Annotated in this window: 22 protein-coding genes; 7 read left to right on the top strand and 15 right to left on the bottom strand. The window is 69.7% G+C overall.

Going from position 1 to position 24,603, the window contains the following annotated elements; all coding sequences use genetic code 11:
* Positions 1-8: 8 nt before the first annotated feature.
* The 3 genes from A5673_RS17025 to A5673_RS17015 all read right to left on the bottom strand — a co-directional run bounded on the left by A5673_RS17025 (position 9) and on the right by A5673_RS17015 (position 3,481).
* Complete coding sequence (locus A5673_RS17025) at positions 9-998, bottom strand: NAD(P)H nitroreductase (RefSeq protein ID WP_068234679.1); 990 nt, start codon at positions 996-998, stop codon at positions 9-11.
* A gap of 95 nt (positions 999-1,093) precedes the next feature.
* The gene (locus A5673_RS17020) at positions 1,094-2,503 is read right to left on the bottom strand and encodes a bifunctional aminoglycoside phosphotransferase/ATP-binding protein (protein ID WP_082958794.1); all 1,410 of its coding nucleotides are present in this window, start codon (positions 2,501-2,503) and stop codon (positions 1,094-1,096) included.
* 90 nt (positions 2,504-2,593) lie between these two features.
* Positions 2,594-3,481 (bottom strand): universal stress protein, encoded by an 888-nt coding sequence (locus tag A5673_RS17015; RefSeq protein ID WP_068234674.1) that lies wholly within the window; start codon positions 3,479-3,481, stop codon positions 2,594-2,596.
* A gap of 126 nt (positions 3,482-3,607) precedes the next feature.
* On the opposite strand from A5673_RS17015, the gene otsB reads away from it, so the two are divergent.
* Together otsB and A5673_RS17005 are read left to right on the top strand one after the other, a co-directional pair.
* The gene (gene otsB, locus A5673_RS17010; protein WP_068234672.1) at positions 3,608-7,264 is read left to right on the top strand and encodes a trehalose-phosphatase; all 3,657 of its coding nucleotides are present in this window, start codon (positions 3,608-3,610) and stop codon (positions 7,262-7,264) included.
* A 133-nt stretch (positions 7,265-7,397) separates the two neighbouring features.
* On the top strand, positions 7,398-8,207 hold the full coding sequence (locus A5673_RS17005; RefSeq protein WP_068234669.1) for a universal stress protein: 810 nt from the start codon (positions 7,398-7,400) through the stop codon (positions 8,205-8,207).
* A 16-nt stretch (positions 8,208-8,223) separates the two neighbouring features.
* Here A5673_RS17005 and A5673_RS17000 read toward each other — a convergent pair whose 3' ends face one another.
* The 12 genes from A5673_RS17000 to A5673_RS16945 all read right to left on the bottom strand — a co-directional run bounded on the left by A5673_RS17000 (position 8,224) and on the right by A5673_RS16945 (position 19,172).
* Positions 8,224-8,592: an STAS/SEC14 domain-containing protein gene (locus tag A5673_RS17000; RefSeq protein WP_068234665.1), complete on the bottom strand. Its 369-nt coding sequence runs from the start codon at positions 8,590-8,592 to the stop codon at positions 8,224-8,226.
* Positions 8,593-8,601: 9 nt separating this feature from the next.
* Positions 8,602-9,480, bottom strand: a complete 879-nt coding sequence (locus A5673_RS16995) for a universal stress protein (RefSeq protein ID WP_068234662.1) — start codon at positions 9,478-9,480, stop codon at positions 8,602-8,604.
* Positions 9,468-10,016 carry a GNAT family N-acetyltransferase gene (locus tag A5673_RS16990; protein ID WP_068234659.1) on the bottom strand — a complete coding sequence of 183 codons (549 nt, stop codon included), beginning with the start codon at positions 10,014-10,016 and terminating at the stop codon, positions 9,468-9,470. Before A5673_RS16990 ends, A5673_RS16995 begins: the two co-directional genes overlap by 13 nt.
* Before the next feature lie 85 nt (positions 10,017-10,101).
* Positions 10,102-11,754 carry a GAF domain-containing sensor histidine kinase gene (locus tag A5673_RS16985; RefSeq protein ID WP_068234811.1) on the bottom strand — a complete coding sequence of 551 codons (1,653 nt, stop codon included), beginning with the start codon at positions 11,752-11,754 and terminating at the stop codon, positions 10,102-10,104.
* 249 nt (positions 11,755-12,003) lie between these two features.
* Complete coding sequence (locus tag A5673_RS16980) at positions 12,004-12,666, bottom strand: response regulator transcription factor (protein WP_068234655.1); 663 nt, start codon at positions 12,664-12,666, stop codon at positions 12,004-12,006.
* Between the two features lie 82 nt (positions 12,667-12,748).
* Complete coding sequence (locus tag A5673_RS16975) at positions 12,749-13,558, bottom strand: universal stress protein (RefSeq protein WP_068234651.1); 810 nt, start codon at positions 13,556-13,558, stop codon at positions 12,749-12,751.
* Between the two features lie 10 nt (positions 13,559-13,568).
* A complete protein-coding gene (locus A5673_RS16970) occupies positions 13,569-14,339 on the bottom strand; it encodes a universal stress protein (RefSeq protein ID WP_068234648.1) in 771 nt (256 codons plus the stop codon).
* Between the two features lie 72 nt (positions 14,340-14,411).
* On the bottom strand, positions 14,412-15,404 hold the full coding sequence (locus A5673_RS16965; protein WP_068234808.1) for a 1-phosphofructokinase family hexose kinase: 993 nt from the start codon (positions 15,402-15,404) through the stop codon (positions 14,412-14,414).
* A gap of 24 nt (positions 15,405-15,428) precedes the next feature.
* Positions 15,429-17,480 carry an erythromycin esterase family protein gene (locus tag A5673_RS16960; RefSeq protein ID WP_068234645.1) on the bottom strand — a complete coding sequence of 684 codons (2,052 nt, stop codon included), beginning with the start codon at positions 17,478-17,480 and terminating at the stop codon, positions 15,429-15,431.
* Between the two features lie 192 nt (positions 17,481-17,672).
* Positions 17,673-17,927 carry a hypothetical protein gene (locus tag A5673_RS16955; RefSeq protein ID WP_068234642.1) on the bottom strand — a complete coding sequence of 85 codons (255 nt, stop codon included), beginning with the start codon at positions 17,925-17,927 and terminating at the stop codon, positions 17,673-17,675.
* Positions 17,917-18,186, bottom strand: a complete 270-nt coding sequence (locus tag A5673_RS16950) for a DUF1918 domain-containing protein (RefSeq protein ID WP_068234639.1) — start codon at positions 18,184-18,186, stop codon at positions 17,917-17,919. Before A5673_RS16950 ends, A5673_RS16955 begins: the two co-directional genes overlap by 11 nt.
* Positions 18,183-19,172, bottom strand: coding sequence for a nitroreductase family protein (locus A5673_RS16945; RefSeq protein WP_068234636.1), 990 nt, complete (start codon positions 19,170-19,172; stop codon positions 18,183-18,185). The genes A5673_RS16950 and A5673_RS16945 overlap by 4 nt, the downstream gene beginning before the upstream one ends.
* A 180-nt stretch (positions 19,173-19,352) precedes the next feature.
* Between A5673_RS16945 and acsA the strand changes: the two genes are divergently transcribed.
* Genes acsA through A5673_RS16920 form a run of 5 tightly spaced genes read left to right on the top strand, consistent with a single transcriptional unit; the run spans position 19,353 to position 24,594 of the window.
* Positions 19,353-21,152 carry an acetate--CoA ligase gene (acsA, locus tag A5673_RS16940; protein ID WP_068234633.1) on the top strand — a complete coding sequence of 600 codons (1,800 nt, stop codon included), beginning with the start codon at positions 19,353-19,355 and terminating at the stop codon, positions 21,150-21,152.
* Complete coding sequence (gene pdhA, locus A5673_RS16935; protein ID WP_068234631.1) at positions 21,149-22,123, top strand: pyruvate dehydrogenase (acetyl-transferring) E1 component subunit alpha; 975 nt, start codon at positions 21,149-21,151, stop codon at positions 22,121-22,123. Before acsA ends, pdhA begins: the two co-directional genes overlap by 4 nt.
* Positions 22,120-23,109, top strand: coding sequence for an alpha-ketoacid dehydrogenase subunit beta (locus A5673_RS16930; protein WP_068234628.1), 990 nt, complete (start codon positions 22,120-22,122; stop codon positions 23,107-23,109). The genes pdhA and A5673_RS16930 overlap by 4 nt, the downstream gene beginning before the upstream one ends.
* Positions 23,106-24,332 carry a dihydrolipoamide acetyltransferase family protein gene (locus tag A5673_RS16925; RefSeq protein WP_068234625.1) on the top strand — a complete coding sequence of 409 codons (1,227 nt, stop codon included), beginning with the start codon at positions 23,106-23,108 and terminating at the stop codon, positions 24,330-24,332. Before A5673_RS16930 ends, A5673_RS16925 begins: the two co-directional genes overlap by 4 nt.
* Before the next feature lie 7 nt (positions 24,333-24,339).
* Positions 24,340-24,594 (top strand): acyl carrier protein, encoded by a 255-nt coding sequence (locus tag A5673_RS16920; RefSeq protein ID WP_068234622.1) that lies wholly within the window; start codon positions 24,340-24,342, stop codon positions 24,592-24,594.
* Positions 24,595-24,603: the final 9 nt, after the last annotated feature.

Below are 24,603 nucleotides of genomic sequence, written 5' to 3'. Positions count from 1 at the left end.
GCCGCCCGTCATGCGCGAAACTCGAGGACCTCGGTCACCAGGCGCCGGGCGGTGGATTCCACGTGGTGGCCGCCCAGCGTCGACGCGCCGACCCGGATCAGCAGCTGCGGCGCTCCGGCGGTCCCGGTGAGCTGCCTGACGGTGTCGCGGCTCATGGCCATTTCGGTCATGTGGGTCAGGGTGCAGGTGGCCAGCCCGACCATGGTGCACTCGAGCAACACCGCCGAGAGCGCCTCACCGCAGCGCAGCACGTCGAGCCGGCCGTCGCCGTCGAGGGTGGAAAGCGCCAGGATCGTGGAGCGGTCGTGGTCGAGGTTGGAGCGGTGCGGGTCCTCGCCCGCCGGGGGAAAGGCGCGGGCGACGTCCACCGTCGCGGCCTCCGCGCCGGACACCAGCGCGCTGTCGGGCACATGGGTGGCGTCGGACTCGAACGGCGATGTCCACCAGCGCAGTTCGGACAGGTAGGACGTGTCGTAGCGGCGCAGCTGCTCGGTGAGCCGCGACGCCTCCGCCAGGGCCGGCCGCGCGTCGTCAGCCACCACGTCCAGCAGCACGCCGTACGGAAGAACCGCGCGACGCAGCGCCGGCTCCAGGGATGCCCAACCGGACGGTGCCGCGAACGGCAATCGATCGGTGCGCCGCCGGCGGATCGCGGCGGCCCGCTGCCGCTGCGCCTCCGTCACGGCGTCGTTGGGCTGGAATTCGACGGCGGCGAGCAGGTCCGGCTCGGCCGGATCGGGGAGGCGGGTGGTTTCGGAGTCCCACCCGGCGGCGGCCATGGCGACCCTGAGGTGGTCTAGCACGGCGCCACAACTCAGGATCAGTTCGCGGCCGGCGCGGTCGGTCGCCGGCATCGACCGGCGGGGGTCGGCCCACAGCTGCAAGCCCACGCCGTGGACGACCCACCGCCAGGGCTGGCTGTTGTGCAGCGACGGCGCGCGGCTCGCCAGCATGACCGCGTCCCGGATGACCTCGGACCCCGGCGCCTGCACCGGCATGTCAACCACCCCACTTAGCTTTGGGTTCGACACTAAGAATTGGGTTCGCCGAGTTGACAGGGCCGTTAGTCCCGAACGGCCGGGGCGTTCGGCTCCTAGGGGGAGCGCCAGATGGCCAGGGCCTGGCGTGCCGAGTCCTCGGGGCGCCCCGAGGTGTCGATCCGGTGCGCGGTGTCCCAGTCGGCTTGCTTGGCGGCCATCGCGGCGGCGATCTCCGGGGTCACCTCGGAGGTGCCCGGTGCCCTGGTGGTGATCCGGCCGGCCGCCGTGTCGATCCCCGCCACGCACCGCAGTTCCACCGTCGCCGAGTGCGTTTCCGCGGCGACGCGGCGGGCGAGGGCGCGCAGCCGCGGATCCCGCCAGGTGCCGTCGAGGATCACCGATTGCCCTTCGCCCAGCCGCGTGCGCGCCTGCCCCAGCGCGGCCTCGTAGACGGTCCCGACGTTGCCGGGGTGGTACAGCCCCTCGTTCAGCACGCCGGCGTCCCCCCTGATCGTGCCCGCATCCCGCAATTCCCGCCGCACGTCGTCGGTGGAGATGACCTGCGCGCCAGTCTGTTCGGCGAGCGCCCGGGCGACGGTGGACTTGCCGGTGCCCGGGTTGCCGCCGACGAGTGCCAGGCGCACGCGAGAAGTCTCCAGGTGCTCGACGGCGATGGCCAGGTGCCTCGCGGCGTCCCCGGCGGCCTGCGGCTTGCCCTGGGACAGCCGCACGCAGTCGACCTTCGCCCGGACGCCGGCGCGGTAGGCGATGTAGAAGTGCGCCAGCGCCGGCGGCACCGCACGCTCCGAATGCGCCGCATACCGCTCGAGGAAATGCTCGCCAAGGTCCTTGCGGCCCAAGAACTCCAGATCCATCGCGAGGAAGGCCGCGTCGTCGACGCAGTCGACGTAGCGGAGCTTGTCGTCGAACTCGAGGCAGTCCAGCAGCGCGGGTTCGCCCCGCACGCAGAAGATGTCGTCGGCGAGCAGATCGCCGTGACCGTCGACGATGTGTCCTTCCGCGACGCGCCGCCCGAACAGGGGCCCGCGTCCCGCGATGAATTCGGCGACGAGCTGCCGAACCCGCGACAGGGACTCGGGCGGCAGCGTGCCCGCGCAACGGTCGAGTTCGGCCAGGTTGTCCCGCCAGCGCCGGTCGACGGCGCCCGCCTCGCCCTCCGCGCCGATCGCCGGGCCGCGCTCGGCGCCCCGGTGAAACCGCGCCAACACGGCGGCGATGGCGTCCAGCAAGTCCCCGACGGTCTCGCCCGCGCCGTTCGTCACGAGGGACGCCAGCCGATCCTCGTCGCGGTAGCGACGCATGACGACGACCGGTTCGGCCGGCCCGCCGGCCGGGTCGCTGAGGTGCGCGAGGCCCAGGTAGCTGTCGGGCGACAGCCGACTGTTCAGCTCCACCTCGCGCAGGCACGCGCGCTCGCGTTGTTGCGCGGTGCGAAAGTCGAGAAAGTCGGTCAGCACCGGCTTTTTGGCCTTCAAGGCCCGGTCGCCCACCAGCACAACCATGCCCGTGTGGGTTTCGTGCACGTCGATGTAGGGCACCGCAGCGTTGGTCACCGACCCAGCGTCCGTCGCCGGGGCCGTCCGTGCCAAGTCCTAGATCGGCCGCGCCACGATCACCGGCATCCGGACCGAGTGCACGACGGCGTTGCTGACCGAACCCAGCAGGGTGCGCGCGATGCCGCCCCGGCCGTGGCTGCCGACGACCACCAACTGCGCGGACTCCGACTTCTCGATCAGCTGGCGCGCCGGTCGGTCGCACACCAGCAGGCGCTGGACCGTGACGTCGGGGTAGCGTTCCTGCCAGCCGGCCAAGCTTTCGGCCAGGCTGCGCTCGGCCTCGGCCTGCACGACGGCCCAATCGAATCCGGGAAGTTCGAGCACCTCGACGTCACTCCACGCATGCAACGCGTGCAGCTCGACCCCGCGGCGGGATGCCTCGTCGAAGGCGATGGCCGTGGCAAGCTCGGAGGCCGGCGACCCGTCCAAGCCCAGGAGCACCGGAGCTTGCTGGGGGTGCGGCATCAACGGGTCCTCGTCGCGGATGACCGCGACCGGACACTTCGCGTGCTGGACCACGCCCGTGCTGACCGAGCCCAGCAGCAGCCGGCCGACCGCCCCGCGGCCGTTGCTGCCGACGACGACCATCTCGGCCTGTTCGGACAGCTCGACCAGCGTCGCCACCGGGGGCGAACACTTCAGTTCGCTGCTGATGGAAAGCCGTTGGTGTCCCTGGACGGCGTCCTCGGCGATCTTGACCGCCTGCTCGAGGGCCTGCCGGCCGTCCTGTTCCTGCCACACCGTGACGCCGGCCGGAAGCGGTATCTGGGGGAAGGTCGGCACGTAAGTGCTGTACATGTGGACGAGGGTCAGCGGCACGTTCCGCATCGCCGCGTCGCGGGCCGCCCAGCAGACGGCGGCGTTGGACGCGGGCGAGCCGTCGACGCCGACGACGATGCCGTGGCGGTTCATGGATGTGGACATGGAGTTCCTCCCTCGGTCAGTGAAAACGCTATTGTCCGAACGGTCGTCGATCATGAGGCTTTAGTCCCCAAAGCCGTGGACATGAGGCCCCGTTGACCGGGCCCGCCAAGTGGCATCGTCACAGGGGTGACCGAATGGCCCGCCACCGTCGACAAGCGCTACCACGACGCGGTGATCGTCAGCCTCGACAGCCTTGTCACCGAGACGGAAACGGCTGCCGCCGAGCCGCGGGACTCGACCGTCCCGCTGCTGCGTCGGCTGCGCGACGTCGGCGTGCAGACGGCCGTGAACTCGCCCGGCCGGGACTGCACGCAGGCGTTGCGCGCCGCAGGAATTGACGATCTCGTGGGAGCCGTGGCCGACGGCCTGACCGAGACGGCGAACCTCCTGGGGGTGCGCCCGGTGCGTTGCGTGGCTATCGACCGGCGCCCGGGCGGGGTCAAGGCCGGCAGGGAATCCGGCTTCGGCCTCGTCATCGGGTTCGAGGGAAACGGGGGCGCCGACGAGTTGCTGGCGTCCGGCGCCGACACCGTGGTTGCCGACCTGGCCGAGATCACGGTGCGGCGCGGCGGCGCGGCCATGTCGGAGATCGCGGACGCGATGCAGGCCTACGGCCAGGTGAAAGAACTCGCGGCGACCCGACGGCCGGTGATCTTCCTCGCCTTCGACGGCACGCTGTCCGACAGCGTCGAGCACCCCGACTCGGCGACGCTCGTCGAGGGAGCCGAAGAGGGGTTGCGCGCCTTGGCCGCCCAGTGCCCCGTCGTGGTGGTCAGCGGCCGCGACGTCGCCGACGTCCGCGAACGCGTCAAAGTGGACGGGCTGTGGTATGCGGGCAGCCATGGCTTCGAATTGACGGCACCGGACGGCACCGACCAGGAGTATCCGGCCAACGGTGCCGCCGAGGCCCTGACCCGCGCCGCGGACCGCCTGAGCCGGACACTGACCGGTGTCGCGGGAATTGCCTTGGAACGCAGGCGGTTTGCGGTCGCTGTGCACTATCGCGACGCCGATGCCAACGACGTCGACCGGGCGATACTGGCAGCCCGCGAGGTCGGCCGCTCCGAGGGCCTTCGGGTCACCGCCGGCCGCAAAGTCGTAGAGCTCCGCCCCAACATCGAGGGCGACGAGGGCACGACGCTGGGCTGGCTCCTGCAGCGCATCGTGGGCGGCGACGACGCCGGCCCCACCGCCGTGCTGCCGATCTACGTCGGCGGCGACATCACCGACGAGGACGCGTTCGACGCCGTCCAATTCCACGGCCTGGGGATCGTCGTGCTGCACGACGAGGACGGCGATCGCTCGTCGGCCGCGCAGTTCAGCCTCGAAAGCCCGGCCGCCGTGGCCGAGTTCGTCGGTCGGCTGGCCAACGACCTGCAAGCCGCCACGTCGACAACCGACGACGCCTGGGAGCTCGTGTACGAGGGCTATGACCCGCAGTACGAGCGGCTGCGCGAGGCGCTGTGCACCGTCGGCAACGGCTACGTCGCCACCAGGGGTTGCGCGCCGGAGGCCGCCGCGTCCGACGCCCATTACCCGGGCACCTACGCCACGGGTGTGTACAACATACTGGCCGATCGGGTCGCGGGCCGGACCATCGAGAACGAGAGCCTGGTCAACCTGCCCAACTGGCTGTCGCTGACGTTCCGGATCAACGGCGGGCCGTGGTTTCACGTCGACGACGCCGAAATCCTGTTCTACCGGCAAACTTTCGACCTGCGCCACGCGACGCTGACCCGCAGCATGCGATTCCGGGACGCCGCGGGCCAGATCAGCACGCTGACGCAGCAGCGTTTCGTATCCATGCACCAGCCCCACCTGCTGGCCATGCGGACCACGCTGGGTGCCGAAAATTGGTCGGGCACACTCGAATTCAGGTCTCTGTTGGACGGAAGCGTGCAAAACACCATGGTCGAGCGCTATCGGTCGTTGTCGAGCGCTCACCTGCGGCCGTCCGTGATCGGCGAAACGACATCCGGCTCGGTGATATTGCGGACCGAAACGTCGCAGTCGCACATCTCGATCGCGATCGCCGCCCGAACCAACGTGTGGCTCGACGACGCCCTGGCCGACGCCGAATACGTTTTCGTGCGCGAGGGCGACCGCGGCGGCCACGACATCCGGGTTGCGCTGACGCCCGGACAGTCGGTCGCCTGCGAAAAGATCGCGACCATCTTCACCGGCCGGGACAGCGCGATATCCGAACCGGCAAGTGCCGCGCAGCAATATCTGGACGCGGCCGGCCGGTACGACGACCTCCATCGGCAGCACGCCCGGGCGTGGGCCCGGTTGTGGGAACAATGCAACGTCGGCCTGGCCGACGGAACACCGGCGCTGCGGGTCCTGCGGCTGCATCTGGTGCACCTGCTGCAGACCATCTCCCCGCACACCGCCGAGCTCGACGCCGGGGTCCCGGCGCGCGGTCTGCACGGTGAGGCGTATCGCGGCCACGTCTTCTGGGACTCGCTGTTCGTCTCCCCGGTCTTGAGCCTGCGCATGCCGAACGTGTCCCGTTCGCTGCTGCTCTATCGGTACCGGCGCCTTGCCGAGGCGCGCCGCGCCGCCAGCAGGGCCGGTTACCTCGGCGCGATGTATCCCTGGCAGTCGGGCAGCGACGGGCGTGAGGTGAGCCAGGAGGTGCACCTCAATCCGCAGTCGGGCCGGTGGAATCCCGACGCCAGCGCGCGTGCCCATCACGTCGGGCTCGCGGTCGCGTACAACGCGTGGCAGCACTATCAGATCACCGGTGACCGGCAATATCTCATCGACTACGGCGCCGAGATGCTGGTCGAGATCGCCCGTTTCTGGGTGGGCCTGGCCACCTTCGACGACAGCCGCGGCCGCTACACGATCCGCGGAGTCATCGGTCCCGACGAGTTCCACTCGGGCTACCCGGGCAAGGAATACGACGGGATCGACAACAACGCCTACACGAACGTCATGGCCGTCTGGGTGATCATGCGGGCGATGGATGCGCTGGACCGGTTGCCGCTGCGCGACCGGCTCGACCTCGTCGGAAAAGTCGAACTGACGGCCGACGAACTCGATCGGTGGGACCACGTGACGCGCCGGATGTACGTGCCGTTCCACGACGGGGTGATCAGCCAGTTCGAGGGCTATTCCGAACTGGGCGAACTGGATTGGGAGGGCTACCGGCGGCGCTACGGCAACATCCAGCGGCTGGATCGCATCCTGGAAGCCGAGAACGACAGCGTGAACAACTACAAGGCGTCCAAGCAGGCCGATGTGCTGATGCTGTTCTTCCTGCTGTCGTCCGAGGAGCTGCTGGGCCTGTTCGGGCGCCTCGGCTACCGCTTCGCACCGGAGCAGATCCCCACGACGATCGAGTACTACCTGTCGCGGACGTCGGGCGGTTCGACGCTGTCCGCGATCGTGCACGCGTGGGTGCTCACCCGCGCCCACCGGCACCACGCCATGCGGTACTTCGTCGAGGTGCTGGGCTCCGACGTCGTCGACATCCAGGGCGGCACCACCTCGGAGGGCATCCACCTGGCGGCGATGGCGGGCAGCGTCGACCTGCTGCAGCGGTGTTTCACCGGGCTGGAAACGCGCGACGACCGGCTGGTGCTGGGCCCGCACTGGCCCGAGGCCTTGGGCCCCATCGAGTTCCCCTTCGTCTACCGTGGCCACCGCGTTCATCTGCGGATCAGCGGGCGGACCGGCGTTCTGACATCCGAGGCCGGCAACGCCGGAGAAATCACGGTCGAATGCCGCGGCCGGGTGCAGCGCCTGTTGCCCGGGCGCAGCATCGAGGTGGCCTGACGGTGCAATGGACCATTGCCCCCGAATGTGGGTCGAACGGCCCTCCTGACACGCCGCCGTCGGCCAATAACGTCATCGAATAGCGGTTCCCCGGGACTGACCGGCGGGGAGGCCATGTAGATCGGGAGGAATCATGAATCATCCGCAGGCAACGGCGCGGATCGTGGTAGGGATCGATGGCTCACAGGCGGCAATCAACGCGGCGAAGTGGGCGATCATCGAGGCGGTCAGCCGCAACGTGCCGTTGCGGCTGATCCATGCCATCCCGGACCGGCCCGCCGATGCGGCGGGCGACGAAAGCATGGAGGTCGGCTACGCCCAGGCGTCCCTGCGCGACGCCGACGCCGCGCTGCAGGCGACGGGCAAGCCGGTCAAGGTGGAATGCGACATCGTGCGGGGGTCCCCGGAGGCCATCCTGATCGACGAATCGCGCCGCGCCGCAATGGTCTGCGTGGGCTCCGTGGGGATCGGCCGCATCGCCCGCAAGCTGCTCGGCTCGACCGCCGATGCCGTCGCGCGCAAGGCGCAATGCCCGGTGGCGATCGTTCGCAGCAACGGCCCCAAGCCGGATCCCGGCTGGGTCGCCGTCGTGGTCGACGATTCGCCGGCCAACGACGCGGTGCTCGAGCACGGGTTCCGCGAGGCGCGGCTGCGGAGGGCACCGATACTGGCGCTGGGGGTGTGGCGATGGGGCCTGGGCGAGATCCCCTACCGGCAGCTCGAGCAGCGGCTGGGCCCGTGGGTGTCGCGGTATCCCGAGGTGCATGTCATGCCGGCCGCCGCGCGGCGCGGGCCCGCTGAATTCCTCGCCCACACGCAGGAATCCGTGCAACTCACGGTGGTGGGAAGCGAGGACGCTGACAAGGTGGCCCGGATGGTCGGTTCGACCGGTCCGCACTTCGCCGGCCCCGCCGGGTGTTCCGTGCTGGTGGTCCGCGACTGACGCGCACTACCGAGGGTTAACCGGCGGCCCATTCCTTGGCGCGGTCGAGCTCCTCGAGCCCGAACACCGCGAGCTCGCCGGGGATCATCCACGCGACGGCGTGCAGGGCATGGCCGACCCAGTCCTTGTCGGACACGATCGCGATCCGCTTGAAGGCCGAATGGTGCGCAAAGACCATGCCGAAACCCAGCTTGATGTCCTCGGCGAAGCCGCCTGGCCCGAAGCCCTCGTAGTCGGGGGCGATGACCTCCACGATCCTGATCTCGCCGGCGTTCAGCATCTCTTCGATCTCGGGCTTGAAGTGGCGCAGCTCGTCGCCGCGCAGCCGACCCGACACGCGGACACCGGTCACCCCCTCCGGCATGTCCGGCAGCAGCTCGATCATCGAATCCTCCTAACGAACGACAATCACGGGAACTTTCGCAGATTGCGCCACCGCCGAACTCACCGACCCGAGCAGCATCCCGGGAAAACCCCCACGACCGCGACTGCCGACCACGACGAGCTGGGCGCGTTCGGACTCCTCGAGCAGCCACCGGGATGGCTTGTCGCAGAACAGCAATCGCTCGACGTGCACGTCCGGATACCGTTCCTGCCAGCCGGCCAGGCGTTCGGCGAGGATCTCCTGCCCCTCGCGCTCGCGGTCGCGCCAGTCCATCCCGAGGATGGGGAACACCCCGACGTCGCTCCACACGTGCAGCGCGCGCAGCCCCACCCCGCGGCGCGAGGCCTCGTCGAAGGCCAGGGCGGTCGCGGCTTCCGACGCGGGCGATCCGTCGACGCCCAGGAGGACCGGCGCGTTGGTGTCAGGCGCGGCGTCCTCGCTGGAGTGGATGACCGCGACCGGGCAGCGCGCGTAGTGGATCAGTCCCGTCGTGACCGAGCCCAGCAGCAGCCGGCCCAACGCGCCCAGGCCCTGGCTGCCCGCGACGACCATCGCCGCGTCCGTCGAGGCCTCGACCAGCGCCGGCACCACGCCGGAATAGACCACCTCCGTGCGGATTTCGGGTGGCTGCGCGCCCGCCAGGCCGGCGGTCAGCGTCTTGCGGGCCTGATCGACGACGTGCTGTGCGTCGTCGTGCTGCCACTGCGGCATGTCGGCATACAGTTGCCCCTCCGGCCAGCCGACGACGACCGGCGCCACGGCGTGCATCAAGGTGACGGGCAGTTTGCGCATGATGGCCTCGCGGCTGCCCCAGGCGACGGCGGCGTCGGACGCCGAGGATCCGTCGACGCACACCAGCACTCCGAATTTCTTTGTCATGTCAGACATTTCGCATCCTCGTCGCTCACATCGGGCAGCTCGATCTCCAGGTGACGCACCGATCCGTAATCGGCCGGCTCGCAACGCCAGCCCAGATCGAAGACGACCGTCAGCATCAGGTGATTCTCGCCCAGGACGTCGGCGACGAAGCGCCCGATCCCGTGCACCCGGGCGACGCGGGCGAGCTGCCTGAGCAAGGCCGTGCCCACGCCGACCGAGTGATCCTCATGGGCGACCACGATGGCGAACTCGGCGGCTTTCGGCGCCTCGCGGACGACGACGTAGTGGGCCACACCGATCAGCCGGCCGGCGTCGAACGCGCCGAGCGCGCACAACCCGTCGGGGGGCTCGGTCAGCTTGCCGACGAGTTCGGCCAGCTCCACCGGCTGCAGCGTGAAAAAACGAAAGTAGCGGTCGTGGTCGGACAGGTGCTGGTGCAGCGCCAGGACCGCCGCGCCGTCGTCGGCGCCGAGCCGGCGCAGCGCCACCACCCGCCCGTCGAGCAGCCGGGCCGTCGCCGCGAATTCCACCGCCTGATCGCCCATGATGAACGACGTTATTCGGCGGCGGGGCGGTTCGGCAGGGGCCGTTGGACCCCACCCCCGCGGATTTGGTCCCGCACGGTCCGGATTATTGCCCGGAGAGCGGCGCGACCCAGTGGACCCGGGTGCCGCCCTCCAGCGGATTGCTGATCTCGCAGCTGCCGCCGAGCCGTTCCGCCCGGTGCTTCATGTTGGCCAGGCCGCTGTGCCGCGAGTTGTCGGCCGGGATGCCGCAGCCGTTGTCGCTCACGTCGAGGACGAACATGTCGGCGACGTCGACCTCGACGGTCAGTCGCGAGGCGCCCGAGTGGCGCAGCGCGTTGCTGACGGCCTCGGCGGTCACCGCTTCGGCGTGCTCGGCGAGCTCATCGGCTACGGCGGTCATCGGTCCGTGCAGCCGCATCGTCGTGACGATCTCGCGATTCTCGGTCAGGTCGGCGACGACCTGCTGAATCCGCTGCCGGAAGTCGCCGTTCTTTCCCAACGGGGACTTGAGCTGGAAGATCGTCGTGCGGATCTCCTCGATGATGGTCTGCAGGTCGTCGAGGGTGCGGTTGAGCCGCTCGGCCACCTCCGGGGACCGCGCCCGGGCCAGCGTGCCCTGCAGGTCCATCCCGGCGGCGAACAGCCGCTGGATGACATGGTCGTGCAGATCGTGCGCAATGCGCTCCCGCTCGGCGAGGATGGTCAGCTGGCGCGCGTCGTCGCGCGCGGCAGCCAGGAGCAGGGCCATCGCGGCATGGGTGGCGAAGTCGCTCACCAGGTCGACGTAGCTCTCGTCGAACGGTGGCTGGTCGGCGGCGCGGGCGATCGCGATCACCCCCGCCACCCGATCGTCGGCCCGCAGCGGCATCAAGATGGCAGGGCGCTGCCCGACATCGGTGAATGCCTGGATCGGGTACTGCAGCGACTCGGTGATCAGCGGTTTGCCGGAACGGAAGACCGCGCCGCTGCTGGACTCGTCGACCGGGACCCGCCGGCCCATGACCTCCTCGGCGTGCACCCCCACCGCGGCGGACACCACCAGCGTGTCGGTTTCGTCGTCCGGCACGTCCGCGTCGGCCGGGACCAGCACGATCGCCTGCTCGGCGCCGGTCAGGATCCGCGCGCTCTCGGCGATCAGCTGCATCGGCCGCCGGTGCGGCTGGGTGCTGGACAGCAGGGCGGTAGTGATCTCGCGGCTGGCCTCCATCCACTTCACCGACATCCGCTCCCGCTCGAAGAGCTGCGCGTTGTCGATGGTGGCCGCGGCCGCGAACGCCAGCGCCCGGGCGGCGACCTCGTCGGACTCGGAGAACACCCGGTCGGGGTCGACGTGCGTCAGGTAGATGTTGCCGAACACGATGTCGCGGATGGTGATCGGCACCGCGAGAAAGCCCCGCATGGGCGGGTGGTGCTCGGGAAACCCGACGGCGGCCGGGTGCTCGGTCAGGTCGTCCACGCGCAGGGCCGGTGTGTCGAGCAGCGACAGGCTCAACAGCCCCTTGCCCACCGGCAGATGCCCGATGAGCTTGACGGTTTCGGCGTCCATTCCCTCGTGGATGAACCTGAGCAGGTTGCCGTCGGGATCACGGATGGCCATCGCGCCGTAGGGGGCCGACGTCAGCTCCCTGGCCGCGGCGATGATCCGGTGCAGGGTCGCGTCGAGGTCACCGACGTTCCCGCCGATGTCCACGAAGACGCGGAGTAGGTGCTCCATCTGGTCGCGGGCGGCCAGCAGCTCGTCGAGCTGGGCATGCATCCTGCTGACCAGCCCACGTTGGCCAAGCCCGGCAAAAGCCGAGCTGCGTTCGTCGCCGGCCACCCGACCTGCACCTCCACGACGCCTTCAGCGATGGGGCAGCCCGCGCCGGGCAAGCCGAAACGTAGAAATTGAGCGACGCGAGATGCCTGGGGTCAGCTTAACCCCTGGGGGTAAAGCACCCAAGGTGACCGACCGCGCGCCAGCTGGCCGCCGGCGACGTGAAGCCGACCTCACAGCAAACCCGGACTAGCCGGGCGGCCCCTCCGTGGGCCGGCCGGACCGCTGATCCAGCTTGGAGGCGAACACCGCCGCCTGCGTCCGCCGCTCCATGCCCAATTTGGCCAGCAAACGCGAGACGTAGTTCTTCACGGTCTTCTCGGCGAGAAACATCCGCGCGGCGATCTGCCTGTTGGTCAAACCTTCACTGAGCAGCCCGAGCAACGTCCGCTCCTGTTCGGTCAGCCCCGACAGCGGGTCTTCCCGTTCCGTGGAGCCGCGCAGCTTTGCCATCAGCGCGGCGGCGGCCCGGTTGTCCAGCAACGACTTACCGGCACCGACCTCCTTGATCGCGTGGGCCAGCTCCATGCCTTTGATGTCCTTGACGACGTAGCCGCTGGCACCCGCCAGGATCGCCTCGAGCATCGCCTCGTCGGAGGTGAAGGAGGTCAGCATCAGGCAGCGCAGGTCCGGAATGTCGGACACCAGGTCGCGGCACAATTCGATGCCGTTCCCGTCGGGAAGGCGCACGTCAAGGACGGCGACGTCCGGGCGCAGCGCCGGAATTCTGGCTTTGGCCTCCGACACGGACCCGGCTTCGCCGACGATCTCGAGCTCGGGGTCCGACGCGAGCAGATCGGCGAGGCCGCGCCGGACCACTTCGTGGTCATCGACGAGGAAGACCTTGACCATGACGAATTCTTTCTGCCGGGCGGGTGAGGCAACGGCCGTGAAGCCCCGCCTCAATATCCCACAGTTTTATGGTTGCCCGGGCTCACAAGTGCTGCTGATCGACGATCAGCACCGAGCAGTCGGTGTCCTGGAGAACGGCGCTGCCGGCCGGGCCGAGGAGCTCCCGCACCTGCTGACCGTTGCGGGCGCCGACAACGACCAACCCGACGGACCTCCGGTGGTAGGTCAGGTACTCGAGCAGGCCGCCGTGCACGGCCGTCGAGTCGACCCGCAGGTCCGGATAGCGGCGCTTCCACCGGGCCAGCCGGCGGTCCAGGCCGGCAAGCGCCCGGCGATCGTCCTCGGCCTGGCCTTGCGGCGCGGGTCGGCGGCAGATGATCGCCCGGACGGCCGCGCCGCGCAGCCGGGCCTCCTCGACGGCGGCGCCCAGCAGGACTCCGTTGTCGGGCGACCCGTCCAGTTCGACGAGGATGGAATCCGCGGCGGGGCGGCCGTCGCGGCCTCGAATGATCGCCACCGGGCACCGCGCGGAAATCGCCAATGCGGCCGCGACGGAACCCATCCGGCCGGGTTGGAAGTGGCGCAAGCCGACCGCGCCGACGCACACCATGGCCGCCGACGCCGACGCGCTGATCAGCGATCCGATCGCCCGCCCCGGGACGACTTCGGTTTCTATCTTGACGGGCTTGCCCGCGGCTTCAATTGCCTTGACGGCGCGGCGAATCGACGTCGCTGCGGCCTCTCGCGTGTCGCCCGGCTCGGCCGCGCACAACAGGCGTAAGGGCGCGTCACGGCTCACCGCCTCGTCGATCGCCCAGAGCGCCGCCCGCATCGCCGACTTCGAGCCGTCGATGCCGACGACGACCGATTGCGGAATGGCCAACTCTGGCATCGAAATGGCTCTAGTGGCGGACCACAAGCACCGAACAGTCGGGGTAGCCCACGATCGGATGGCAGTTCGGGGTGGCCAGACCGGCGATCTCGGCGGCGTCGGCGCTCCCCACCACCGCCAGTTCGATGGCGCCGGTGTGCTTCTCGCCGGTTTTCACCCCGGTGCCCGCGGCGACGGTCTGGACGTGCACGTCCGGGTAGCGCCGGACCCAACTGTTCAGGCGCCGGTCGATCTGGCGGACGGTGGCGTGGCGGCGTCGGCCCTGCTCCATGGCCTGGTGCACGACTTCGTCGTTGTCCGGCTCGTCGTTGAGCACCACGGCGATCACCCCGAGCTCGGTCGGCGAACCGTCGGGATTGGTTCGGATGATCGCGACCGGGCATTGCGCTTCGGCCACCAGCGCGGTGGCCGTCGGCCCCAGCAATCCGTCGGACGCCCAGCCCCGCCGCGAGGTGCCCACGCAGACCAGCGCGGCGTCGTGCGATTCATCGATCAACACCTGCCCGGGATCGCCCGAGAGGACGGCCGTGTCGATCTCGACCGGCTTTTTCGCCTTCTGCACGGCGGACTCCGCCTGGGACAGCGCCGTTTCGGCGCGCTCGAGCTCCCACTCGGAAATGGGCGCCGACCCGAATTCCGCCCCCCGTCGGGGGATGACGTAGACGAGGCGCAACGGCAGCTGCCGGCTCACCGCCTCTTCGATCGTCCACTTCGCTGCGTTGACCGCGGCCTGCGAACCGTTGATGCCCACGACCACCGACTTGGCGTCCAGCTGGTTCATGTCGGCTCCTGACTCGTTCCACTCCCTCTCAGGCTATTGCGCCGCCGCTCGTCGGACAGGAGTCGTTAGGCCTTATCTGGGAAGCCGTTCGTCAGTAGGGATGTCGCACGGTTCGGCGGTGGCCGCGAAGAGCATCTCCACATCGGCCCGACTGCAGGAGGCCGTTCCGGGCGTCATCAGCATGGCCGCACCCGCGGCGATGCCCAGCCGCACGGCTTTGACCAGTGGCCAGCCCCTGCAGAGGCCGACCGCGATGGCGGCGACCATCGCGTCGCCGGCCCCGACGCCGCTGCCCCCCGGCATCGGAACCGCTGAAAAGCGCTGGCTGCCATGCCGTGTGGCGAGCAGCGCGCCGTGTGATCCCAAGGACACCAGCACCACTTCCGCCCGGCCGTCATCGACGAGTTCGTGGGCGGCGCCGAGTTGCTCGGCCTCGGTTTCCAGCGGGCGCCCGACGCACTCCCGCAGCTCGCGCACGCTCGCCTTGAGCAGGAACACCCCGGAGGACACGTGCCGCAGGCCGCCGCCGGAGGTGTCCAGGATGAGGCGGACGCCCAGTTGCCGGCACATGTCGGCGACCCGCTGGTAGAAGTCGGCGGTGACGCCCGGCGGCAGGCTGCCGCTGGCCACCACGAACTCGGCCGATTTGGCCGCGGTCCGCAGTTGCTCGAGGCAATGCGCCTGTTCGCGCAAGGTCAGCTGCGGCCCCGGCAGCACAAACCGGTATTGCTGGCCGCTGGTGGCTTCGTTGACGGTGAAGCTCTCCCGGGTGGCCGCGGCGATCGGGACCTGCCAGAACGGCACGCCCTCGTCGCCCAGCAGCTTCGCGATCAGGCCACCGGTCGTTCCGCCCGCGGGGAAAACCGCCAGCACCGATCCGCCGAGCACATAGGCGACGTGCGCGACATTGATGCCGCCGCCCCCCGCGTCGTACCGGGTGGCCGCGCAGCGCAGTTTGTCCGTCGGGCGCACGACGTCGACGCTCGTCGTGATGTCCAGAGCCGGATTCATGGTCAACGTGACGATTTGCGGCCGGCTCGCAGGCGGCGGTGCGGGCGTCTGCATGGTCACTCCGGGTCGTCGGGACGGCTACAGGCCGGTCGGGTAAGTCTCCGGCGTTTCGCCGGCGACCCAGACGCTGGTCACCTCGAGGGGCTCGAGCGCGCGGGTCTGGTCGATGTGGATCATCGCGTCGAACTGGTCGGCGGGCCGGACGTGGAAGTAGTGGCTTTGCCGTTCCGTCTCGGGTCGGTAGATCACGCCGATGGCCCGTCCCAGCCGAACCGCGCTGAGCGGCTCGGTGGCTTCGGGGCTCAGCAGCGCCGACACCAAGAACGCGCTGTGGCCCGTCTCGTGCAACAGTTCCTCGATGCTGCCGCCCAGCGCCGGGCGCACGACTTTCCGCTCGGCGGCGCCGCCCCAGTCGCTGGCGGCGGTCACCGTGCCCGCATACGTGCTGAACCCGATCAGGCGCGCGTCATCGCCGTAGCGCTGCCGCGCCAGCTGACCGAGCGTGAGCTGCCCGTCGGCCCACACCTCGGTCGCCCGCGCGTCGCCGACGTGAGAGTTGTGGGCCCACACCACGATTCGGGCCGAGGGCGCGTCCTGAACGTCCCTGTGGCGGTCCAGGTGCGTCAGCAGCGCCTCAAGGGTTTGCGCCATGTGCTTGTCGCGCAGGTTCCACGACGTGACGCGCCCGCTGAACATCGCGCGGTAGTACGCCTCCGCGTTGCGGACCGTTTGCGCGTTCTGCTCGGCGTAGAACAGTTCGTCCTCGGCCAGCAGCCCGTCGGCGCGTGCATAGGCCAGTGCGTTGCGCTGGATCTCGACCAGCTGCTCGATCGCTTCCTGCTCGCACGAGGGGCCGGCGCCGAACGCCGCCGAAAAGCCGTACGCCTGACCGTCATCGGCCGAGGTGTGGTCGAAACAGCCGTACCGCTCCCGTGCCCGCGCGGCCGCCGTCGGGTCGATCTTGTCCAGGTAGGCGATCACCTCGCCCATGGACCGGTGCAGGCTGTAGAGGTCCAGGCCGTAGAAGCCGGCCTGCCGACGGCCGTTCGACTCGTGCAGCCGGTTGTAGGCGCGCAGCCAGTCGGCGAAATCGCTGACGACGGTGTTGCGCCACATCCAGGCCGGGAAGCGCTCGAATCCGCTCAGCGCCTCATCGGCGCTCTTGTCGTCCCCGAGCCCGCGCACGTACCGATTGACCCGGTAGGCGTCGGGCCAGTCCGCCTCCGCCGCGACGGCGCAAAAGCCCTTCTCCTCGATCAGCCACTTGGTGATGGCGGCCCTGGCTTCGTAGAACTCGTGTGTCCCGTGCGAGCTTTCGCCGATCAACACGACCCGCGCGTCGCCGATCAGCTCCTCGAGCGCCTCGCGGGGCGGCAGACCCTGGGGCGCGTCGATGGCCACGCCGCGAACCACCTCCGCCGGGGTCCGCGCCGCCGGCCGGGCCGCCGCGGCACCGGTCGTCGGGGTGGCGAGCAGCTGGCGCACCTCGTCGTCGCTGACCTGGCGGAAATCCCAGAACGACTCCCCCACCGCGAGGAACGGGGTGGGCATCGAGGCGCACACCATGTCGTCGACGAGGCCGGCGAACTCCCGGCAGGTCGATTCGGGCGCGGCGGGCACGGCGATGACGATGTGCGCGGGCTCGGCTTCGCGGAGCGCCTGCACCGCCGCGAACATGCTTGCGCCGGTGGCCAATCCGTCGTCGACGAGGATGACGGTCTTGCCGGCCACCTCGACGGGCGGCCGTCCGTCGCGGTAGGCCGCCTCGCGGCGGACGAGCTCGCGTCCTTCGCGCTCGGCGATCGCGCGCAGTTCCTGCGGTGTGATGCGCAGACCCCGCACCACGTCGTCGTTCACCACGACCCGACCCCCGCTCGCCAGGGCGCCGACCGCGAACTCCTCGTGGCCGGGGGCGCCGAGCTTGCGCACGATGAACGCGTCGAGGGGGGCGCGCAGCGCGGCCGCCACCTCCCATGCGACGGGGACCCCACCGCGCGCCAGGCCGAGGACGATCACGTCCCCCCGGTCGCGGTAGGCGCCGAGAAGGCTTGCCAGCACCCGGCCGGCCTCGCGGCGGTCGCGGAACACCCGCCGCGGCGAGCGCCGGGTGGCGTCGGCTGCTCTGGTCATGGTGCCATCCGATCAGTCGACCGCACTCGGCGATAGGGACCGAAGTCCCGGCGTTGCGGGTCGTTCGTCGCCGCGCGATCGCTAGTCGGAAAGCCGGGCCCGCGGCGAGTGTTTGTCGAGATCGACGCCAGCGCGGAAAAGTTCAAGAGAGATGCACGCTAATGTCGATTTCGCTTCTTCAAAGCGCGATCGCTAGTCGGAAAGCCGGGCCCGAGCGGCGATGTAGGCCATCACCCGGTCCAGGATCAGGCCGTAGGTGTCGCCGTCTTCGACGAGCCGGACCAGCCCCTCGCGGCGGAGAAAGCCGTCGAGGCGGCGATCCAGCGGCCAATCGGCGTAGTCGTCGCAGGCGTAGGACGAGTGCAGGAATTGCCACGCGAGCGCGTCGACGTCGCCGTCGGTCAGGATCGGCGGACCGCTTGGCAGCGAGGCCGTTTCAGTGGCCATGGGCCTGGGCGGAGATGGCCGCCTGCATCGCGACAAACCGTGACCGCGCCCGCTCGTCGGCGGCCTGCTGCTCGGCCGCGGTGACGACGATCGCGTCCGGACCCGGGTACACCGTCGCCCGTTCGTCGGTGTCCAGCCACCGAACCTGGTACGGCGGCTCGCCTTCCGGCGATCCGACCTCGGTGATCAGCCCGCGCAGGTCCCGGCGACCGATCGTGCCGCCCTTGATCACCAGCCAGTCCCCGACTTTCGCTTTCATGGCCGGCGAATCTCCAGCACGTCGGTCAACGGCCGCCGCGGGGTCGGCGCGGGCTCCGGCTCGCCCTCGGGTTCGACGCCGACCCGGATCAGAACCTGGGGCACCGCCGCGCGACGGCCGGTGAGATCGGCGATGATGTCCCGGCTGGACACCAGCTCCGTGAGGTGAGTGACCGGGCACGTCGCCAGTCCGGCCATCGTGCACTCCAGCAGGATCGCCGACAGCGCCGCGCCGGAATTCAGGGCGTCGGCGCGGGTGTCCAGCGGGGTGGACAGCACGAGGATCTTCGCCTGGTCGTAGGTGCCCGCCGAGCTGCGCTCGTCGGACGCGTCGACGGGAAACCGGCGGTTGACGTCGACCCGGCGGGCGTCCGACTGCGACACGAGCGCGGTGTCGGGTATGCCCTCCGCCTCCCGCAACGGCGATGTCCACCAGAGCAATTCGTGCTGATACGAATCGTCGTAGCGGCGCAGCGAGTCCGTGAGCCGCGACGCGTCGGCCAACTGCGGGCGCGCGTTGTCGGTCAGCACGTCGAGGAAGACAGCGTCCTTGTCAAAGGTGCTCCGCAACACCGGTTCGAAGGATCCCCAATGCTTGGGGGCGCCGAACGGCAGCCGGCTGGTCCGCCGATGCGCAATCGCGTCGGCGCGGTCCCGCCGTGCCTGCGCCACGAAGTCGACCGGGGCAAAGTCGACCGAGGCGAGGTGATCGAGGTTGTTCGGGTTGGGAAATGGATCGACGTTGGTGTCCCACCCCGCCGCGGCCATCGCGACGCGAAAGTGATCGAGCGCGGCGCCACAGCTGATGATCGCCTCGCGGCCCGACCTGTCGGTCGCGGTGACCGTTCGATCCGGGTCGAGGAACAACTCGACGCTCGTGCCGCCCGCAACCCAGCGCCAGGGCTGGATGTTGTGCAGGGAGGGAGCTCGGCACGCCAACTCGACGGCGCCGGTGATCACGCCGATGTCCACCATCGTCTGCGTCATTCGCCCACTCACTTCCTGCCCCACATCGACCTTCGGGCATGTGCGCACCGCGCGCCAGGGTCCTTGGTCCCCTGCACGAGGTCGATGGGCCCGCGTCCGTTTGATGACTTTCGTCTCTATTGCGGAATCGAGGGCCCGGCAAACGATGGGGGTGCCCAGACGAGAAGAAAAGGGCCCCCCATGGATGTCATCCGCAAGACGCCCGACGACTACGCCGTCCGTCCCAACCTCACCGACTACGAACGCACGCGCGCGCAGTTCCACTGGTCCGACGTGCCCGCGCTGTGCGAGGGCATGGGACCGGGCAGGTGCAACATCGCCTACGCCGCGGTGGACAGGCACGCCGAGGGCCCGACGGCCACCCGCACCGCGCTGCGTTTCATCACCGACGGCGGCTGGGACGGCGCGATCACCACGCGCGACCTCAGCTACGCCGAGCTCGGCCGGCTCGTCAAACGGTTCGCCGGCGCGCTGCGTTCGCTCGGGATCAACAGGGGCAACCGGGTGTTCACCATCATGAACCGCTCCCCCGAGCTCTACATCGCGATGCTGGGCGCGCTCCGCAACGGCAGTGTGGTTTCGCCGTTGTTTTCCGCCTTCGGGCCCGAGCCGATCGCCACGCGGGTCAACATCGGGCAGGCCGACGTGCTGGTGACCACCCGCGCGCTCTACGACCGCAAGATCGCCAAGATCCGCGATCGACTGCCGTCGGTGCGGCACGTGTTCGTCGTCGACGATGGTCGGGCCGGCGGCCCGCCACCCGGGACGCTCGACTTCTGGGGCTGGGTGGAGGCGGCCGACGAGGACACGCCGATCGAACCCACCACCGCCGACGACCCGTCGCTGCTGCACTTCACCAGCGGCACCACCGGTACGCCGAAGGGCGCGATCCACGTGCACGGCGCCGTCACGATGCACTATGTCACCGGCCTGTACGCGCTGGACCTGCATCCCGACGACACCTATTGGTGCACGGCGGATCCCGGCTGGGTGACCGGAACGTCGTACGGCATCATCAGCCCGCTGCTGCACGGGGTCACCTCGATCGTCGACGAAGCCGAGTTCGACGCCCAGCGGTGGTATCAGATCCTGCAGGACCAGGGCGTGTCGGTGTGGTACACGGCGCCGACCGCGATACGGATGCTGATCAAGGCGGGCCCGGAACTGCCCGCGCAGTACAGCTTTGGGCGCCTGCGATTCGTCGCGAGCGTGGGCGAGCCACTCAACCCCGAAGCGGTCTGGTGGGGAAAACGGGTGCTGGGCTTGCCCATTCACGACAACTGGTGGCAGACCGAGACCGGCGGCATCATGATCGCCAACACCCCCGCGTTCGACATCAAGCCGGGCTCCATGGGCCGCCCGCTGCCCGGCGTCGACGCGTTCATCGTGCGCCACAACGACGACGGCACCACCGAGGTCGTCGACGAGCCGGACGTCGAGGGCGAGTTGGCGCTCAAGCCGGGCTGGCCGTCGATGTTCCGTGGCTACCTCAATGCGCAGGAGCGGTACCGCAACAGCTTCGCGGACGGGCTTTACCTGACCGGGGACCTGGCGAAAAGGGACGCCGACGGCTACTTCTGGTTCGTCGGGCGCAAGGACGACGTGATCAAGTCCGCGGGGCATTTGATCGGGCCGTTCGAGGTCGAGAGCGCGCTGACCGATCACCCGGCGGTCGCCGAAGCGGCCGTCATCGGCATCCCCGATCCGACCGTCGGGGAGATGGTGAAAGCCTTTGTCACGCTGAAGAATGGCGTGATCGCCGACGAGGACCTGCGCCTGCAGCTGCTGGGTCACGCGCGCAAGCGGCTCGGGGCCACCGTGGCGCCCAAGGAGATCGAGTTCGTCGACGCGTTGCCGCACACCAGCAGCGGCAAGATCATGCGGCGGCTGCTCAAGGCCCGAGAGCTGGGGCTGCCCGAGGGCGATACCTCCACGATCGAAAGACACCCGGACCACCACCCCGAGGGGGTGCCGTCATGACTGACACCAAGCTGGCCCATGAGCTGTTGTCCGACATGATCCGGGTGCGCCACATGGAGGAGAAATGCGCGGAACTTTACAGCGCGGCCAAGATTCGCGGGTTCCTGCATCTCTATGTCGGTGAGGAGGCCGTCGCCGCCGGTGCGTTGCGCGCGCTGGCCGACGACGACGCGGTGGTCGCGACGTACCGCGAGCACGCGCACGCGCTGCTGCGCGGCATCCCGATGACCTCGATCATGGCCGAGATGTTCGGCAAGCAGGAGGGCTGCTCGCGCGGCCGCGGCGGCTCGATGCATCTGTTCGACGCGTCCAAGCGGTTCTACGGCGGCAACGCGATCGTCGCCGGCGGCCTGCCGCTGGCCGTGGGCATCGCCCTGGCCGACGCCATGCTGCAGCAGAAGCGGGTGACGGCCTGCTACTTCGGCGACGGCGCGGTGGCCGAGGGCGCGTTTCACGAGTCGCTGAACATGGCCGCACTGTGGAACCTGCCGGTGCTGTTCTGTTGCGAGAACAACCTTTACGCGATGGGCACCGCCCTGGACCGGGCGCAGTCGCAGACCGACCTCACCGTCAAGGCCGCGTCGTACCGGGTCCCCACGATGGCCGTGGACGGGATGGACGTCGAGGCGTGCCATGTCGCCGCGCAGCAGGGCGTCGACCACGTCCGCGACACCGGCGGGCCGTTTTTCATCGAGTTCCGCACCTACCGGTTCCGGGCGCATTCGATGTTCGACCCCGAGCTGTACCGGGAGAAGGCCGAGGTCGAGCAGTGGCGGCACCGCGACCCGATCCGCTCGTTCACCGAGAAGTGCCTGGGCGACGGCACACTGTCCGAGGACGATGTGCGCGAGATCGAGGACGCGGCCGCCGCCGAGATCGAGGCCGCGGTGGCCTTCGCCGAGGCCGGAACATGGGAGGACGTGGCGGATCTCGAACGCGACGTCCTCACACCCGCGGAGGCGGCGCGATGAAGACGACGAAGACCACCTACCGCGCCGCGGTGCACGACGCCATGCGTGACGCGATGCGCGACGACCCGCGCGTCGTGCTGATGGGAGAGGACGTCGGGCGGTACGGCGGAACGTACGCGGCGTCCAAGGGCCTGCTGGAGGAATTCGGGCCCGAGCGGGTGCGCGACACCCCGCTGTCGGAACTGGGCTTCGTCGGGATCGGAATCGGGGCCGCCCTGGGCGGGCTGCGCCCGATCGTCGAAGTCATGACCGTGAACTTCAGCCTGCTGGCGCTCGACCAGATCGTCAACACCGCTGCGGCCCTTCGCCACATGTCGGGCGGGCAGTTCTCCGTCCCGCTCGTCGTCCGGATGGCCACGGGCGCCGGGCGCCAGCTCGCCGCCCAGCACTCGCACAGCCTGGAGCCCTGGTACGCCCACATCCCCGGCATCAAGGTGCTGGCACCCGCCACCGTCGAGGACGCCTACGGCATGCTGGGCCCGGCGCTGGCCGATCCGGACCCCGTGGTGATCTTCGAGCACGTCCAGCTCTACAACACCTCGTCGGACATCGAGGACGACCTCGGGCCCACCGACATCCGGCGGGCGGCCGTCCGGCGCAGCGGCACCGATGTGACGGTGGCGGCCTACGGCGGCTCGCTCTGGAAGGCGCTCGACGCCGCCAACGAGCTGTCGCTGGCCGGAATCGACTGCGAGGTGATCGATCTGCGGATCCTGCGGCCCCTCGACGAGGACACCATCCTCGACTCCGTGCGCAAGACGCATCGCCTCGTCGTCGTCGACGAGGCCTGGCGCAGCGGCAGTCTCGCCGCGGAGATCACCGCGCGGGTCGTGGAGGGCGCTTTCTACGACCTGGACGCCCCCATCGCCCGGGTGTGCAGCGCCGAGGTCCCGATGCCGTACGCGAAGCACCTGGAACAGGCGGCCCTGCCGCAAACCGCCCAGATCGTCGCGGCCGTCCAGAACCTCTTCGGTGAACGGCAATGATCGAGTTCACGATGCCGGCGCTGGGCGCCGACATGGACGAGGGCACGCTCAACGAGTGGCTGGTCAAGCCCGGCGACAAGATCACCCGCGGGCAGATCGTCGCGGTCGTGGAGACGACCAAGGCCGCGGTGGAAGTCGAATGCTGGCAGGAGGGGACGGTCAGCGAGCTGCTTGTTCCGGTGGGTGAAACCGTCCAAGTGGGCGCCCCGTTGGCGACGCTGCTGGCCCCCGGCGAGAAGGCGGAAAAGCGGGCCGAAAAGCCCCGGCCGGCGGCGCGCGAGGTCACCACACCGTCGGCGGCGCCGTCCCAGCCGCATCCGGCCGTCACCTCCCCCGGCGCCCCGCAACATCGTCGCTGGGTCTCGCCGGCCGCGCGCCGGCTGGCCCAATCGCTGCACGTCGACGTCGGCGCGGTGAGCGGCACCGGTCCGCAGGGCGCCGTCACCATCAGCGACGTCGAGCACCCGGCCGCCGGCCTCGCGCACGCCGCCGCCGCCCGGCGCGCCGCCAAACCGGCGGCCGAGCCCCCGGCCAAGACCAAGCCGGCCGACCGCGCGGCGCTGATGCGCAAGTCGATCGCGGCGGCGATGAGCCGGTCCAAGCGCGAGATCCCGCACTACTACCTCGCCGAGGAGATCGTGCTGGAGAACGCGCTGACGTGGCTGACCACCCGCAACGCGCAGCGCTCCATCGACGAACGCGTCCTGCCGGCCGTCCTGCTATTGAAGGCCGTCGGCGTCGCCGCGCAGCGGTTCGGCGAGTTCAACGGGTTTTGGCGGGACGACGGCTTCCAACCCGCCAACGGGGTCCACGTCGGGGTCGGGATCTCGCTGCGCGGCGGCGGTCTCGTCGCACCGGCCATCCACGACGTCCCGGAGAAGAAGCTCGACGAGCTGATGGACGACCTCACCGATCTGGTCGCGCGGGCGCGCTCCTTCTCGCTGCGGAGCTCCGAAATGTCGGATCCGACGATTACGGTCACCAACCTCGGCGACCAAGGCGTCGACGCGGTGTTCGGTGTCATCTACCCGCCGCAGGTGGCGCTGGTCGGTTTCGGCCAGCCGGCGCAACGCGTCTGCGTCATCGACGGCGGGATCCGCGTGGTCCCCACGGTGCAAGCCACGCTCGCCGCCGACCACCGGGCGAGTGACGGCCACCGGGGGGCTCTGTTCCTGAAAGCCATCAACGAGTTGCTCGGCCAGCCCGACCTCTTAGAAAAGTGAGCTCACGATGACGACGACGAACGAAGACACCCGCTCGGCGGTGCTGTCCGTGCTGACCACGATTGCCCCCGAAGTCGAGCCAGGCGACATCCGCGACGACGTCCTGCTGCGCGACCAGGTCGACCTCGATTCGATGGACTGGCTGAGCTTCCTGCGCGGCATTCACCGCCGGCTGCACGTGGACATCCCCGAATCGGACTACGCGTCGCTGCGGACGTTGGCCGACGTGGTCGGCTACGTCGAAAAGAACGCCTCGGCTTAGGCCCGTTGG

Origin of the sequence: Mycobacterium sp. E3198 (assembly GCF_001667015.1) — a bacterium.
GTDB lineage: Bacteria > Actinomycetota > Actinomycetes > Mycobacteriales > Mycobacteriaceae > Mycobacterium.
The sequence above is the reverse complement of the archived record's forward strand: the minus strand, read 5'-3'. Positions and strand labels throughout refer to the sequence as shown.